General features: G+C 66.9%; 17 protein-coding genes and 1 tRNA gene. 8 read left to right on the top strand and 10 right to left on the bottom strand.

The window, feature by feature from the left end; translation table 11 throughout:
* The first annotated feature begins 38 nt into the window (after window positions 1-38).
* Together ACSQ89_RS11930 and ACSQ89_RS11925 are read left to right on the top strand one after the other, a co-directional pair.
* Window positions 39-845: a PPK2 family polyphosphate kinase gene (locus tag ACSQ89_RS11930; protein WP_436292497.1), complete on the top strand. Its 807-nt coding sequence runs from the start codon at window positions 39-41 to the stop codon at window positions 843-845.
* Window positions 846-940: 95 nt separating this feature from the next.
* Complete coding sequence (locus tag ACSQ89_RS11925; protein WP_170855677.1) at window positions 941-1117, top strand: hypothetical protein; 177 nt, start codon at window positions 941-943, stop codon at window positions 1115-1117.
* A gap of 33 nt (window positions 1118-1150) precedes the next feature.
* Here ACSQ89_RS11925 and ACSQ89_RS11920 read toward each other — a convergent pair whose 3' ends face one another.
* The gene (locus ACSQ89_RS11920; protein ID WP_093109146.1) at window positions 1151-1981 is read right to left on the bottom strand and encodes an IclR family transcriptional regulator; all 831 of its coding nucleotides are present in this window, start codon (window positions 1979-1981) and stop codon (window positions 1151-1153) included.
* A 96-nt stretch (window positions 1982-2077) separates the two neighbouring features.
* On the opposite strand from ACSQ89_RS11920, the gene ACSQ89_RS11915 reads away from it, so the two are divergent.
* Together ACSQ89_RS11915 and ACSQ89_RS11910 are read left to right on the top strand one after the other, a co-directional pair.
* The gene (locus ACSQ89_RS11915; RefSeq protein WP_436292496.1) at window positions 2078-2209 is read left to right on the top strand and encodes a hypothetical protein; all 132 of its coding nucleotides are present in this window, start codon (window positions 2078-2080) and stop codon (window positions 2207-2209) included.
* Window positions 2178-3428: an NAD(P)/FAD-dependent oxidoreductase gene (locus tag ACSQ89_RS11910; protein ID WP_436292495.1), complete on the top strand. Its 1251-nt coding sequence runs from the start codon at window positions 2178-2180 to the stop codon at window positions 3426-3428. Before ACSQ89_RS11915 ends, ACSQ89_RS11910 begins: the two co-directional genes overlap by 32 nt.
* A 9-nt stretch (window positions 3429-3437) precedes the next feature.
* Here ACSQ89_RS11910 and ACSQ89_RS11905 read toward each other — a convergent pair whose 3' ends face one another.
* The 3 genes from ACSQ89_RS11905 to ACSQ89_RS11895 form a co-directional block, all read right to left on the bottom strand.
* Window positions 3438-4247 (bottom strand): ABC transporter permease, encoded by an 810-nt coding sequence (locus ACSQ89_RS11905; protein ID WP_436292494.1) that lies wholly within the window; start codon window positions 4245-4247, stop codon window positions 3438-3440.
* Window positions 4248-4302: 55 nt separating this feature from the next.
* The gene (locus ACSQ89_RS11900) at window positions 4303-4908 is read right to left on the bottom strand and encodes an ABC transporter ATP-binding protein (RefSeq protein ID WP_436292493.1); all 606 of its coding nucleotides are present in this window, start codon (window positions 4906-4908) and stop codon (window positions 4303-4305) included.
* A gap of 87 nt (window positions 4909-4995) precedes the next feature.
* Window positions 4996-5592, bottom strand: coding sequence for a phosphatase PAP2 family protein (locus ACSQ89_RS11895; protein WP_436292492.1), 597 nt, complete (start codon window positions 5590-5592; stop codon window positions 4996-4998).
* 267 nt (window positions 5593-5859) lie between these two features.
* Here ACSQ89_RS11895 and ACSQ89_RS11890 point away from each other — a divergent pair, with 267 nt between their 5' ends.
* Window positions 5860-6063, top strand: coding sequence for a hypothetical protein (locus ACSQ89_RS11890; protein WP_139191723.1), 204 nt, complete (start codon window positions 5860-5862; stop codon window positions 6061-6063).
* A gap of 603 nt (window positions 6064-6666) precedes the next feature.
* Here ACSQ89_RS11890 and ACSQ89_RS11885 read toward each other — a convergent pair.
* From ACSQ89_RS11885 to cysS, 6 genes are all read right to left on the bottom strand, one after another.
* A tRNA-Ser gene (locus ACSQ89_RS11885) sits at window positions 6667-6759 on the bottom strand.
* 22 nt (window positions 6760-6781) lie between these two features.
* On the bottom strand, window positions 6782-8050 hold the full coding sequence (locus ACSQ89_RS11880) for an aspartate kinase (RefSeq protein WP_093109140.1): 1269 nt from the start codon (window positions 8048-8050) through the stop codon (window positions 6782-6784).
* An 85-nt stretch (window positions 8051-8135) separates the two neighbouring features.
* Window positions 8136-9086: a tRNA lysidine(34) synthetase TilS gene (gene tilS / locus ACSQ89_RS11875; RefSeq protein WP_436292491.1), complete on the bottom strand. Its 951-nt coding sequence runs from the start codon at window positions 9084-9086 to the stop codon at window positions 8136-8138.
* A 35-nt stretch (window positions 9087-9121) separates the two neighbouring features.
* Window positions 9122-10102 (bottom strand): acetyl-CoA carboxylase carboxyltransferase subunit alpha, encoded by a 981-nt coding sequence (locus ACSQ89_RS11870; protein WP_093109138.1) that lies wholly within the window; start codon window positions 10100-10102, stop codon window positions 9122-9124.
* Between the two features lie 15 nt (window positions 10103-10117).
* Window positions 10118-10768, bottom strand: a complete 651-nt coding sequence (locus tag ACSQ89_RS11865) for a DNA-3-methyladenine glycosylase family protein (RefSeq protein ID WP_093109137.1) — start codon at window positions 10766-10768, stop codon at window positions 10118-10120.
* Between the two features lie 17 nt (window positions 10769-10785).
* Window positions 10786-12162, bottom strand: a complete 1377-nt coding sequence (cysS, locus tag ACSQ89_RS11860) for a cysteine--tRNA ligase (protein ID WP_436292490.1) — start codon at window positions 12160-12162, stop codon at window positions 10786-10788.
* 190 nt (window positions 12163-12352) lie between these two features.
* Between cysS and ACSQ89_RS11855 the strand changes: the two genes are divergently transcribed.
* From ACSQ89_RS11855 to ACSQ89_RS11845, 3 genes are all read left to right on the top strand, one after another.
* Complete coding sequence (locus ACSQ89_RS11855; protein ID WP_436296192.1) at window positions 12353-12934, top strand: tetratricopeptide repeat protein; 582 nt, start codon at window positions 12353-12355, stop codon at window positions 12932-12934.
* A 72-nt stretch (window positions 12935-13006) separates the two neighbouring features.
* Window positions 13007-13579, top strand: a complete 573-nt coding sequence (locus ACSQ89_RS11850) for a peptidylprolyl isomerase (RefSeq protein WP_093109135.1) — start codon at window positions 13007-13009, stop codon at window positions 13577-13579.
* 16 nt (window positions 13580-13595) lie between these two features.
* On the top strand, window positions 13596-14105 hold the full coding sequence (locus ACSQ89_RS11845; RefSeq protein WP_093109134.1) for a peptidylprolyl isomerase: 510 nt from the start codon (window positions 13596-13598) through the stop codon (window positions 14103-14105).
* Window positions 14106-14112: the final 7 nt, after the last annotated feature.

Here is a 14112-nt window from a genome sequence, read left to right as displayed (position 1 = left end):
CCTCTCGGGCTTGTCGTTTCCGAGAGGAGTACCTGCGCATGCCCAGCTTCAAGAAGCACCGCGTCGGCAGCAAGTTCAAGCTCGCCGCCATCGATTCCGCCGATACGACTTTCATCGAAGGGCACGAGGACACGCAGCGCGAGCGGCTCGATGCGCTGGCGGTCGAACTCGACGAGCTGCAGAACCTGCTGCATGCCGAGGGCCGACGCAAGCTGCTGCTGGTGCTGCAAGGCATGGACACCAGCGGCAAGGACGGCACCATCCGCTGGGTGTTCTCGCGCACCTCGCCGCTCGGCGTGCGGGTGACGGCCTTCAAGGTGCCGAGCGAAGAGGAACGCGCACACGACTACCTGTGGCGTTGCCACGCCGCGGTACCGCGCAACGGCGAGATCATGGTGTGGAACCGCAGCCACTACGAAGACGTGCTGGTGCCGGTGGTCGAAGGCTGGATCGACAAGGCCGAGATTCGGCGCCGCTACGCGCAGATCAACGACTTCGAGCGACTGCTCGCCGAGACCGGCACGGTGATCGTCAAGTGCATGCTGCACATCAGCAAGGAAGTGCAGCGCGAACGCCTGCAGGCGCGCATCGACGAGCCCGACAAGCGCTGGAAATTCAAGCTGGGCGACCTGGACGCGCGCAAGAAGTGGGACGACTACCAGCGTGCCTACGAACAGGCGCTGGCCGCCACCTCCAGCGCCCATGCGCCCTGGCACGTGGTGCCGGCCGACAGCAAGCGCCATCGAAACCTGATGATCGCGCAGCTGCTTGTGAAGACCCTGCGCGAGATGAAGCTCAAGGCGCCGGCCTCCGATCCGGCCCTGGACGGGCTGGTCGTTCAGTAGCCACCTCCCCCAAATGGCGTATTGAAGGGGCTGGGGCCCGGTGGGAGACTTCGCGCTCGCTCGATTCCGGGCCATCACTAACGCCAAGGACAAAGATGGACGTCTTGACCTACTCAGAGCTGCTCACGGGCCTTCTTGCGGCCCTTGGCACCGGCATGCTGCTCCTCACGGCAACCAGCAGGGAGCCGAAGGCGCTGCACGACGAGATCGCGCACCGGGTCGAACAGTCGATCGCCCTGCTCGACGACTGCAAGGACGCGCCCTCGCGCTGACCTCCGCCACAGCCGGAGCGCTGCCGGCTGTCATCAAAGATCGGTCAGCTCGTCATTGATGGCGCGCGCGGTCTTCATGAGATCCGGAACCAGGCGGCGCAGCACGTCCGCCAGCAGCCAGCGCGGCGAAGGCACCGCGATGTTGACGGCGCCGACCGGCTCGCCCGCGCGGTTCACGAGCGGCGCCGCGATCGAGATGTCGCCTACAAAGGCTTCCTGGTCATTCAGCGCATAGCCGAGTTCGCGCACTTTCGCGAGCACTGCGCGCAACCCCGGTAGATCGGTCACGGTGCGCTTGGTCATCGGCGTTCGCTTGGCCGCCGCCAGCATCGCGAGCGCCGCCTCTTCGTCGAGCTGCGCCAGGATCGCGCGGCCGGCAGCGCTGCAGAAGGCCGGCAGGCGCGAACCCACGTGCAGGTCGACGCTGACCGCGTGCAGGCTCGGGAAACGCGCGACATAGACGATCTCCTGGCCTTCCAGCTCCATCAGGTTCACGGTTTCGCCGGTCTTGCGGTTCAGCGCATCGAGATGCGGCGTCACCTTGTCGCGCAGGCGGTCCGTCGCCAGCACGGTGTGGCCGAACTCGAGCATCCGACCTGAGAGCGTGAAGGCCCGCGTGACGGGATGCTGGCGCAGGTAGCCCAGCGCGTGCAGCGTGTGCGTGATGCGCTGCACCGCGCTGCGGTCCATCTGCGCAATGGCTGACAGTTCCGTCAACGCCACCGCGCGCCCGGCGGCGTTGAGCGCCTCCAGCACCTGGAAGCACTTGGCGACCGAACCCATGAAGAGCGGGCTTTCGAGCCCGGCGCCGGCCTTGCGCGCCTTGCGGGCGGCCGCTGCAGCGGTGGATCTGGCTTGGGACATGCTTGCCTCGAGATCGATCGCGCATTATTGCATTGCGATATCACATATTGATAAACAATATGACAGGTAATACAGTGCGCGATTCACGAATCCTCGATGTTGCGACGTTCCCTTTTGACCGCCTTCCTGCTCGCCGCCGCCCTGCCCGGCGCCGCGGCGCACGCGCTGCAGCGCCGACGATCCGGCGCCGCTGCCGATGCCGGACGTGCCGGACGTGCCGGTGCGTGAAGCGCAGCTCGCCGTCGCGGTCGTCGGTGCAGGCGTCGTCGGCAGCTGCATTGCGCTCGCGCTGCAGAAGCGCGGCGCCGCGGTCACGCTGATCGATCGCGACGAGCCCGGGCGCGGCTGCAGCTACGGCAACTCGGGCGCCATCAGCCCGGGCTCGCTGGCGCCGCTCGCGATGCCGGGGATTCTGTCCTCGGTGCCCGGCATGCTGCTGGACGAGGAAAGCCCGCTGCACCTTCCGATGCGCTACCTGCCGACGGCGCTGCCCTGGCTGCTGCGCTTCGTCGCCTCCGCGCAGCCCTCGCGCGTCGCGCTCTCGGCCGCCAAGCTGGCCGCGCTGCACGCGGGCGCCGTCGACCGCCACGCCCAGCTTGCGCGCGAGCTGGGCGTGCCCGAGTTGTTCGTGCGCCGCGGACATCTGCATCTCTATCCCGACGCGCGGGCGCTGGCCAAGGACGCCGGCACCTGGCGCATGCGCAGGTACTACGGCTATCAGTTTCAGCAACTCGACCGCGCCGGCATCCTGGCGCTCGAGCCGCGCGTGGGCGAGCGCTACCAGGTCGGCGTCTTCATGGCCGACCACGCGACCATCGTCAATCCCTTCCGCTACGTGCAGGCGATGGTGCGCGGCTTCGCCAGGCGCGGCGGCCAACAGCGGCGCGACGAGGTGCAGGCGATGACGCCGCTGGCCGACGGGCGCTGGCAGCTGCGCACGGCCGCCAAGGCCGATGCCGCGGCCAACACCTTCGATCGGGTCGTGGTGGCCGCCGGCGCGTGGGCGCGCCGGCTGCTGGATCCGCTCGGCGTGCGGCTCGCACTCGAAAGCCAGCGCGGCTACCACGTGCAGTTCGACGGCGGTCGCGACACCGTTTCGCGCACCGTGATCCTGGCCGACCGCAAGGTCTTCGTCACGCCGATGGAAGACGGCCTGCGCGTGGGCGGCACGGTGGAGTTCGGCGGCCTCGCGAGCCCGCCCGAACCGCGCCGCGCCGCGATCCTCGAGCGCATTGCACGCGAGACCTTCGGCGGGCTCGAGGCGCTGTCGTCCACGCAGTGGATGGGCCACCGGCCCTGCATGCCCGATTCGGTGCCGGTCATCGGCCCGGCAGCCGGCCGGCCCGGCCTGTGGCTCGCGGTCGGCCACGGGCACCTGGGCCTCACGGATTCCATCAACACCGCGCAGCGCATTGCCGATGGCATGCTCGCCGCGCGGCCGGGATAGCCTCGGTGCTCAGGCGCTTTCGGAGGAATGCGCGAGGCGATCGATCCTCAGGCGATGCCTTTCGTCGGTGATGGAGCGCGCAGCGAGGTAGACCGCACCGGCCGCTGCCAGGCCGCCGGCGCCGGTCAGCAGAAAGAGCAGCAGGATCTGGTACTTGGCCGATTCGACGGGGTCCATGCCGGCCAGCAACTGCCCCGTCATGATGCCCGGCAGCGTGATGATGCCCGCGGCAGACATCTGGTTGACGATCGGGATCATGCCGCGGCGTATCGCCGAGCGGATGGGTTCGGCCAGCGCCTCGCGGCTGGTGGCGCCCAGCGCCAGCTGGGCCTCGATCGCCGCGCGGCGCGCCGCCACCTCGCCGAAGAAGCTGTCCAGCCCGAGGTTGGCCGAGTTCAGCACGCTGCCCAGCACGATGCCCATCAGGGGAATGGCGTAGCGCGGGTCGTACCACGGCTCGGGTCTGATCGCGGTCGCCAGCGCCAGCACCACGGTCGCCACGCTCGACAGCGTCACCACCAGCGCGCCGATGCGGTAGTTGCCGCCGCCCTGGAGCCTTTGCCTCGGCCGGACGGCCACCTCGCGCGCCGCGGCCAGGATCATCAGCACGACGATCGCCAGCGTGGCGGCGGCCGATGCCGCGCCGAACACGAGCCGCAGCACCAGGCCCACGAGCAGCAGCTGAACCATCATCCGCAGCGCCGCCCACAGCATGGGCCAGTGCAGCCGCAAGCGCAGCACGAGCGATGCGCCTGCATTGACGAGCACGAGCAGCGCGGCCAGCGCGACGTCCACGATATCGAGGTGGACGACGCTCATAAGGCAACCTCCGCGCTGCGCGCTGCGGTATTCGCCTTGGGAACGGCCCGGCGGCTCATAGCGGATGCAGCTTCCCTTCGATCATCTCGAAGGCACGCCGGCTCATTCGCCCGGCCTGCTCGCGCGAATGCGTGACCAGGAGAATGGCCAGGCCGGCATCGAGGCGGTTGCGAAGCAAGGCCTCCATGGCCGAGGCCGAGGCGGGATCGAGCGAGGCGGTGGGCTCGTCGAGCAGCACCCGGGGCGCGCGGGCCAGCGAACGCACGAGCGCCAGCCGCTGGCGCTCGCCGGTCGACAGCCTTGCAATGTCGACGCGAAGCACGTCGAGCGCGAGATCCAGCGTTGGCAGCAGCGCATGGATCAGCGCCGCATCGCCCGGACGGAAATGCGCCGCGGCGTCCGGCGCCCACCAGGCCGGCTCGGCCGCCTGGTAGACCACGCGCCGCCGCCATTCGGGCGCGGGCCAGCTGTCGCGGCTGCGCCCTTCGAGCTCGACCTCGCCGGTGCCCGGGTCCATGTCGGCAATCAGGCGCAGCAGCACGCTCTTGCCGGAGCCCGACTTGCCGAGGACGGCCACGCATTCGCCATGGCCGATCTCCATGTCGAAGGGGCCGCCGAAGGCGGAGTGCAGCCCGCGGATGGAGAGCAAGGGGGAACTCATGTCTCCTCGATCATCCATCCACAGACGTCGTTGCGCAGCATGTGGGTCCCTCCGCCGATACCCAGCCAGTCCATGGCTGGTCAAGCATCATGCGCGTCGTTGAGGGTCGGCGTCGAAGGCTGGCGCTCGCACGCGCAGGTCGCCGCGCGCGATCCTCGGTGCGACATGGCGCCGCCAGAGCCGCTGGACCCCGACGAAGACGCCCGTCATCACGACGGCCAGCAAGAGCCCGGCCACGATGTCGGCCGGGAAATGAACCCCGACGTAGACACGCGCCCAGCCGGTGATCGCGGCCAGGGCCGCCATGCCGATGCCCAGGTCACGAAGCCGGGGACGCAGCAGAAACATCAGCGCGACCGTGAACATCACCGCAGCGTGGGCGCTCGGCAGCGACCCGCGTGCGCCATGGGGGATGTAGGCCGGGCTCAATCCCAGCATGAAAGGACGCGGCAGATTCAGCGACGCAGCGATGGCATGCGCGATCACCGCGGTGGCCACCGCAAAGGCCAGCGTCGCCATCACGTAGCCGCGTTCCGACGGCCGCCGCCAGGCGGCCCATCCCATGAGGGCCATGCCGGCCCAGGCCGCGCCGAGCGCGATGGCCGACGCCACGGGCAGAAGCCACGGGCTGGGCTCGTAGCCCGCCGCAATCCATTGAAGCAGGGCAAGATTCAGCGCCTTCATACGAGCATGAAGCCGCGAAGGCGCGTGGTCGGCATGGCGCCACTCTAGGTGGCGCTTGTGAAGGCAAGCTGAATACCGGATTCAGCTTTGGCATGTCTGCTAGTGCCAATGGAGCGGACCGCCCAAGTCCTCGCGGGAGGACCGCCTGCAATCCACCAGTGGCGTGCACCCCTGCATCGTCGCGGGATGCGGTAGCGGAGCACCCGGGAAGGCCACCTGTACGAAGCATGCACGGGCGTGCGACAGTTGACCAAAAGCGAGGCTCCGATGAAAGAGATCCGACTACGCTGGTCCGATGGGATCGCTAAAGACGATGAGCAGCTCACCGTTGAAGGCGTGCCGGTTCACCCGGGCGGAGGGCTGTGGCACCCCGATACGCCCGGCAACCGATGGACCCTTGAACAGGTCATGGCGGCCGGCAACGAGACCTACGGCGCCGGCACTCACTGGATCGAGGAACGCGAGGCCTGACGCCCTCTTACCCTCTTTTGATCTCGCCCGTTCTCTTTCCCTCGCCCTGACATGGGCCGCTTTTCCCAGTGCTCCGCGCTCGCCTCTGCCTGCTTCTTGCCCTTCCCTTTGCCGGTCAAGCCCAGCCCCGAACCTGCCCAGTCGTCGGCACAAGTGACGGCGACACCGAACTCGCGTCTCGGCAGAACGTCGCCGCTGCCCAATGCGTCCACTGACCCGATGGCCATCTCCCGAGAGTCAGGTCTGATATCGCCGAACCATCAGCCGCCTCCTCAACTGGATGGAGAAACGAGGCGCAACCAAAAAGCAGCAAAGCCCGCAGTCAGCGGGCTTTGAAGACACCTTCCCCATCGCGGTCGGCTCGTCAGGCTTTCACCTGGCCGGTGCCGACTTACTCGTATATGCGGTGACCGCATGCTCGGCACTCAACGCTATCGAGGCTAGAGACGGGCGCCGTCCCATGTCTTCACCATCCATGGATCGTGTGCTGTCGCCGAAGAAGTAGTGCCCTATTTTTCGGGGGATCCCCCGCCAGCGGAGAGGCGGGTATGAAGGGCGTACAAAAGCAAAACGGCCCGCGAAGGGCCGTCTTTACTAGCTATCTGGCGGAACCGGAGGGATTCGAACCCTCGATGAGGCTCTACACCCCATACTCCCTTAGCAGGGGAGCACCTTCGGCCACTCGGTCACAGTTCCTGGAAGCCGCAATTATGCCAGCTTAGGCGGCCGGTTGATCGAGATCGAAGGCCTTGTGGAGCGCGCGCACTGCGAGCTCCATGTACTTTTCGTCGATCACCACCGAGGTCTTGATCTCGCTGGTCGAGATCATCTGGATGTTGATGCCCTCCTCGCTCAGCACGCGGAACATCTTGCTCGCCACGCCGACGTGGCTGCGCATGCCGATGCCGACGATGCTGACCTTGCAGATCTTGGTGTCGCCGACGATGTCGGCGGCGCCCAGGGTCGGCAGCACCTTGGCCCTGAGCAGATCGACCGCCTTCGCATAGTCGTTGCGGTGCACGGTGAAGCTGAAGTCGGTGCGTCCGTCCTTGCTCAGGTTCTGGATGATGACGTCGACCTCGATGTTCGCATCGGCGATGGCGCCGAGGATGTGGTACGCGATGCCCGGCTTGTCGGGCACGCCGAGCACGGAGATCTTGGCTTCGTCGCGGTTGAAAGCGATGCCGGATACGACGGCTTGTTCCATGTTTTCGTCTTCCTCGAATGTGATCAGGGTGCCGGAGCGAGCTTCTTCCTTGATGTCGATGTCCCACGGCGTGAAGCTCGACAGCACGCGCAGCGGCACCTGGTACTTGCCGGCAAATTCGACCGAGCGGATCTGCAGCACCTTGGAGCCCAAGCTCGCCATCTCGAGCATTTCTTCGAAGCTCACGGTGGTCAGCCGGCGCGCGTCGGGTTCGACGCGCGGGTCGGTGGTGTAGACGCCGTCGACATCGGTGTAGATCAGGCACTCGTGCGCCTTCATCGCCGCCGCGATCGCGACCGCCGAGGTGTCGCTGCCGCCGCGCCCCAGCGTGGTGATGTTGCCCGCCTCGTCGACGCCCTGGAAGCCGGTGACGACAACCACCTTGCCGGCGTCGAGGTCGGCGCGCACGCGCTCGTCGTCGATGCTTTCGATGCGGGCCTTGGTGAAGGCGCTGTCGGTCTTGACCTGAACCTGCCAGCCGGCGTAGCTGACCGCCTGCATGCCCTCGGCCTGCAGCGCGATCGCCAGCAGCGCCGACGAAGCCTGCTCGCCGGTGGAAGCCAGCATGTCGAGCTCGCGGTTGTGGTCGTCGCCGGGTTTGGGCGGGGCCAGCTCTTTGGCGAGGCCGAGCAGGCGGTTGGTTTCGCCGCTCATCGCGCTCGGCACCACCACCATCTGGTGGCCGGCGCGTGCCCACTTAGCGACGCGCTTGGCGACATTCCGGATGCGCTCGGTCGAGCCCATCGACGTGCCGCCGTATTTGTGAACGATCAATGCCATGGGTGAAGTCAGGACAGAAGGATTCGGATACCGCGATGACGGCATCCGTGTCCCGCCGCGGGCCATTCAGCGCGAGGGCTGCGGGCTACGGCAGGGGACGGGCATTGTACCAACGCAGAGACTCGCCTTCGCGCAGGACGTAACCGTCGGCAACCTTGAGGCGGATGCGGTGGCCGCGCGTGCTGCAGGCCTCGATCTGGTCGAGCAGCTGCTCGAGCTGGGCCTCGCTGGGCACCGCGCCGTGATCGCGCTTGAGCCAGTGGCGCAGGGCGTTGGCGAGACGTTCGCGCGGCAGCGCACGCAAGGCGGCCAGCGCAGGCGGCGAGCCCGCGGCCGCGATGTCCCCGGCGGCGACCTCGGTCAGCAGGCCCGACGCCTTGGCCGCGTTGCGTGCCGAGCGCGCGAATGTTTCGTGAAATTGCGGCAGCGCCGCGGCAAGCGCCGGCAGCACCTGCAGCCGGATGCGGTTGCGCGTGTAGCGCAGGTCGGCGTTGCTCGGGTCGTCGATGTGCGCGACGCCGCTGGCGGCGATCCACCCGCGCAGCGCGCTCGCATGCACATCGAGCAGCGGTCGGTGGAAGTCGACGCCATGCCGCTCGATCTGCCGCGGCATGCCGGCCAACCCGTCGAGGCCGGCACCTCGGCTGAGCGCGATGAGCATCGTCTCGACCTGGTCGTCGGCATGCTGGGCCAGCGCGACATGCCGCAGGCCATGGGCCTGGGCCAGCGCCGCCAGCGTCGCGTAGCGCGCCCGGCGCGCCGCGTCTTCAGGGCTCTCGCCGGGCGCATGCCGGGCATCGACACGGCCCACGTGCAGCGGCACGCCCAGCGCGCTGCACGTGGCGGCGCAATGGTCCTCGAAGTCGTCGGCCGCCTGCTGCAGGCCGTGATGCACGTGCAGCGCCTGGATCTGTCCGGGCCAGCGCTGCGCCGCGGCATGCAGCAGCGCCGTGGAATCGGCGCCGCCGCTGTAAGCGATGCCCAGCGGCAAGGGCGCCACCCAGGACGCGAGCGCTGGGGCGGCAGGATTCTCCATGGGGTGCGGCAGGCGGGCAATTGCCCGCGCGATGCCTACTTGGCGCTTTCGGCCTTGGTGTCGGCGAAGCGGCCGTAGCTCTGCAAGCGCTCGTAGCGGCGGTCGAGCAGTTCCTTCGGCTTCAGGTCGCTGACCTGGCGGAAGGCGTCGTTGAGGGCACGCTTGAGGAAGGCCGCCATCTGCCGATGGTCGCGGTGCGCGCCGCCGACCGGCTCGTTGACGATCTTGTCGACCAGGCCCAGGGCCTTGAGCCGGTGCGCGGTGATGCCGAGCGCATCGGCCGCTTCCTGTGCCTTGTCGCTGGTCTTCCAGAGGATCGAGGCGCAGCCTTCGGGGCTGATCACCGAGTAGATGGAGTACTGCAGCATCAGGAGCTGATCGCCGACCGAGATGGCGAGCGCACCGCCGGAACCGCCTTCGCCGATGATGGTCACGATGACCGGCACCTCGAGCTGCGCCATCTCGAAGATGTTGCGGCCGATGGCTTCGGACTGGCCGCGCTCCTCGGCATCGATGCCCGGGTAAGCGCCCGGCGTGTCGACGAAGGTGAACACCGGCAGCTTGAATTTTTCGGCGGTCTTCATGAGCCTGAGCGCCTTGCGGTAGCCCTCGGGCTTGCTCATGCCGAAGTTGCGCGCGGTCCGCTCCTTGGTGTCGCGGCCCTTCTGGTGGCCCAACACCATGCAGGGCGTGCCGTTGAAGCGCGCCAGGCCGCCGACGATCGAAAGATCGTCCGCAAAGTGGCGGTCGCCGTGCAGTTCGACGAAGTCGGTGAAGATCTCGCCCACGTAGTCGAGCGTGTAGGGCCGTTCCGGATGCCGCGCGATCTTGGTGATCTGCCAGGGCGTCAGGTCGCTGTAGATTTCCTTGGTGAGCTGCAGGCTCTTCTTGCCGAGCTGATCGATCTCTTCCGAAATGTCGACCGCCGATTCGGTCTGTACATAGCGCAGTTCTTCGATCTTGGATTCGAGCTCCGCAACGGGTTGCTCGAAGTCGAGGAAGGTTCGTTTCGCCAACGTCTTCTCCTGTTGTCAGTATGCGACCGGTAGCGGGTCGAGCGATCGCCAAATATACCAAGTCGCGACGCTGCAATACGGTGCCCAGGCCACGGCGACCTCGCGGGCATCGCTGCGGCTCACCGGGTCGCCCGAGAAATAGCTCTGGCTGATGCCGTTGATCAGCCCGATGTCGTCCAGCGGCAGCACGTTGGGCCGCATCAGGTGGAAGATGAGGAACATCTCGGCGGTCCAGCGTCCGATGCCGCGGATCGCGACCAGCTCGGCGACGATCATCTCGTCGGACATGTCTTCCCAGGCGTCGACGTGCACCACGCCCGCATCGAAGTGCAAGGCCAGGTCGACCAGGTACTCGATCTTGCGCGCCGACAAGCCGGCGGCACGCATGTCGTCGACCTTGAGTTTCAGCACGTTGGCCGGCGTCATCCTGCGCGGCAGCTCGGCGAAGCGGTCCCAGACGGACTGCGCCGCCTTCACCGAGATCTGCTGGCCGACGATGCTGCGCGCCAGCGTGGTGAAGGCGTCGCCGCGCGACTCCAGGCAGGCGTCGCCGAACTGCGGGATCAGCCGCTTCATGACGCGGTCTTTCTTGGCCAGGTGCTTGCAGGCTTCTTCCCAGTAGTCGGGGGTGAAGACCTCGATGGTCGGTTTCTTGGCGGCAGGCATTTTTTCTTCTCGACCCCTTACTTGGACACGGTCCACGTCGTACCGGTCGGCGAGTCCTTCAGCACGATGCCCTGGGCGAGCAGATCGTTGCGGATGCGGTCGGCCTGCGCGAAGTTCTTTGCCGCCTTGGCTTCGGCGCGCTGTGCGATCAGGACCTGGATCGAGGCATCGTCGAGCGTGCTGCCGGCCTGCAGGAATTGCTGCGGATCGGCCTGCAGCAGGCCGATGCAGCCGCCCAGCGCCTTCAGCAGCCCGGCAGCCTCGGCCGAGCGCGTGCGGTTCACCTCGCCGGCCAGGTCGAAAAGAACGGCCACCGCTTCGGGCGTGCCGAAGTCCTCGTCCATCGCTGCCTTGAAGCGCGCGGCGTAGGACTCGCGCCAGTCGATCGCGACCGCGGCCGGCGCCACCAGGTGCAGCGCCGTGTAGAGCCGCTTGAGCGAGGCGCGCGCATCGTCGAGGTGCACGTCGCTGTAGTTGAGCGGGCTGCGGTAGTGCGCGCGCACGACGAAGAAGCGCACGGTCTCGGCGTCGTACTGCTTGAGCACGTCGCGGATCAGGAAGAAGTTGCCCAGGCTCTTGGACATCTTCTCGTCGTCGATGTTGATGAAGCCGTTGTGCATCCAGACGCGGGCCAATGGCTTGCCGCTTGCGCCCTCGCTCTGCGCGATTTCATTTTCGTGATGGGGGAACTGCAGGTCCATGCCGCCGCCGTGGATGTCGACCGTCTCGCCGAGCAATTGGCAGGCCATGGCCGAGCACTCGATGTGCCAGCCGGGACGGCCCGCGCCGTAGTCGCTGGACCACTTGACCTCGTCGGGCTCGGTGGGCTTGGCGCTCTTCCACAGGACGGGGTCGAGCGGGTCTTCCTTGCCGTCCAGCACGGCCACGCGCTCGCCGGCATGGAGCTCGTCCAGCGTCTTCCCGCTCAGCTTGCCGTAGCCGGGGAACTTGCGCACCGCATAGTTGACGTCGCCGTTGGTCGAGCGATAGGCCAGGCCTTTCTTCTCGAGCGTGGCGATCATCGACAGCATCTGCGGAATGAATTCCGTGGCGCGCGGTTCGTGCGTGGGCCGCTCGATGCCCAGGGCGTCGGCATCCTCGTGCAGCGCATCGATCATGCGGTCAGTGAGCGCCCGGATGCTCTCGCCGTTCTCCACTGCGCGACGAATGATCTTGTCGTCGATGTCGGTGATGTTGCGCACGTAGTCGACCTCGAACCCCGACTGCTTCAGCCAGCGCTGCACCACGTCGAAGGCGATCATCGAGCGCGCATGGCCCAGGTGGCAGTAGTCGTAGACCGTCATTCCGCACACGTACATGCGCACCCGGCCGGGTTGCAACGGAGAAAATTCCTCCAGCTCACGCGAGAGCGTGTTGTAGATGCGAAGACTCATGAGGCTCGGAACGCGTCGCTTCGCACCCATGCGATACAGGCGGGCGACAGGGGTTTTTCAGGGGTGTGGATGCTGTGGCAACGAGGGGTTGAACGCGGCCCCTCGGCTACAATCCACCCCAGTATAAACGGCCGCCGCCGGATATTTTCCGGGTGTTTTCGAGGCCCGCGTCCCCATCTCTCGAGGCTTCATGAAGCACGCCGCTCTCCCCTTCCCCATGGTTCTACGCATTCTTTCGGCCCTCCTGTTCGTGCTCGCCGCCGGTGCGGCGCAAGCCGACGACTATGCCGACGTCAACGCATTGCTGCGTCAGGGCAAGTCCCAAGAAGCGCTGGCAAAAGCCGATGCCTACATCGCAGGCAAGCCGCGCGATCCGCAAATGCGCTTCCTGCGCGGCGTGATCCTGACCGAGCAGGGCAAGCAGGCCGACGCGACCGCGGTCTTCACCCAGCTCACGCAGGATTTCCCCGAGCTGCCCGAGCCCTACAACAACCTCGCGGCCCTGTACGCAGCCCAGAGCCAGTTCGACAAGGCCCGTGCCGCGCTCGAAATGGCGATCAAGCTCAACCCGAGCTATGCCACCGCGCACGAAAACCTGGGCGACGTCTACGCCCGCCTCGCCGGCCAGTCCTATGGCCGCGCGCAACAGCTCGAAGCCGGCAACACCACCGTGGCGCCGAAGCTCACGCTGATCCGCCAGCTCTTCACGACGCCGACCTCCGGCGCGCTGCCGCCCGCGACCAGCGTCATCCGCAAGCCCGTTCGTCAATAAATAGGCCCCTCGCTGCCTCCCGTGCAGCGGCACGGCGCAGCGCTCTTCATTCGAAAGCGAGTCCTCTTGAACATGCACGTCCTTTCACGCCGCACGGCACTCGTCCTGGCCGCGAGCCTGGCCATCGCGAGCCCCAGCTGGGCGCAGAGCGCGCCGCGCGTCAAGCTCAGCACCTCGGCCGGCGACATCGTGGTCGAACTCGCGGCGGACAAAGCGCCGAAGACGGTCGAGAACTTTCTGCAGTACGTCAAGGACAAGCACTACGACGGCACGGTGTTCCATCGCGTGATCGACGGCTTCATGATCCAGGGCGGCGGCTTCACGGCCGACCTGCAGCAGAAAGCCACGCGCGCGCCGATCCCGCTCGAGGCCGGCAACGGCCTCAAGAACGACAAGTACACGATCGCGATGGCGCGCACCGGCAACCCCAACTCCGCCACCTCGCAGTTCTTCATCAACGTGAAGGACAACGCGATGCTCAACGCACCCAACCCCGACGGCTACGGCTACACCGTGTTCGGCAAGGTGGTGGCGGGCACCGAGGTGGTCGACAAAATCCGCGCCGCGCGCACGGGCAACAAGAACGGCATGCAGGACGTGCCGGTCGAAACCATCACCATCCAGTCCGCCACCGTGGCGAAGTAACCCAAGGAGCAACCCCATGAGCAATCCCCAAGTCGAACTGCACATCAAGGACCAGGGCGTGATCACGCTCGAACTCGACCAGGACAAGGCGCCGAAGACGGTCGAGAACTTCCTCGCCTACGTGACCAAGGGCCACTACGACAACACCGTGTTCCACCGCGTCATCCCCGGCTTCATGGTGCAGGGTGGCGGCTTCGAGCCGGGCATGACGCAGAAGCCGACCGGCGCCGAGATCCAGAACGAGGCCAACAACGGCCTCAAGAACGACAACTACACCGTCGCCATGGCCCGCACCAGTGCACCGCATTCGGCGACCGCCCAGTTCTTCATCAACGTGGCCGACAACGGCTTCCTGAACCACACGGCGCCGTCGGCGCAGGGCTGGGGCTACGCGGTGTTCGGCAAGGTCGTGGGCGGCAAGGAAGTGGTCGACAAGATCAAGGCCGTGAAGACCGGCCGCAAGGGCTTCCACGACGATGTGCCGCTCGAAGACGTGGTGATCGAGAAGGCCGTCGTCAAAGACTGATCCATCG

This window comes from Variovorax sp. LjRoot175, assembly GCF_964253805.1.
Taxonomy (GTDB): Bacteria; Pseudomonadota; Gammaproteobacteria; order Burkholderiales; family Burkholderiaceae_C; genus Variovorax.
The sequence above is the reverse complement of the archived record's forward strand: the minus strand, read 5'-3'. Positions and strand labels throughout refer to the sequence as shown.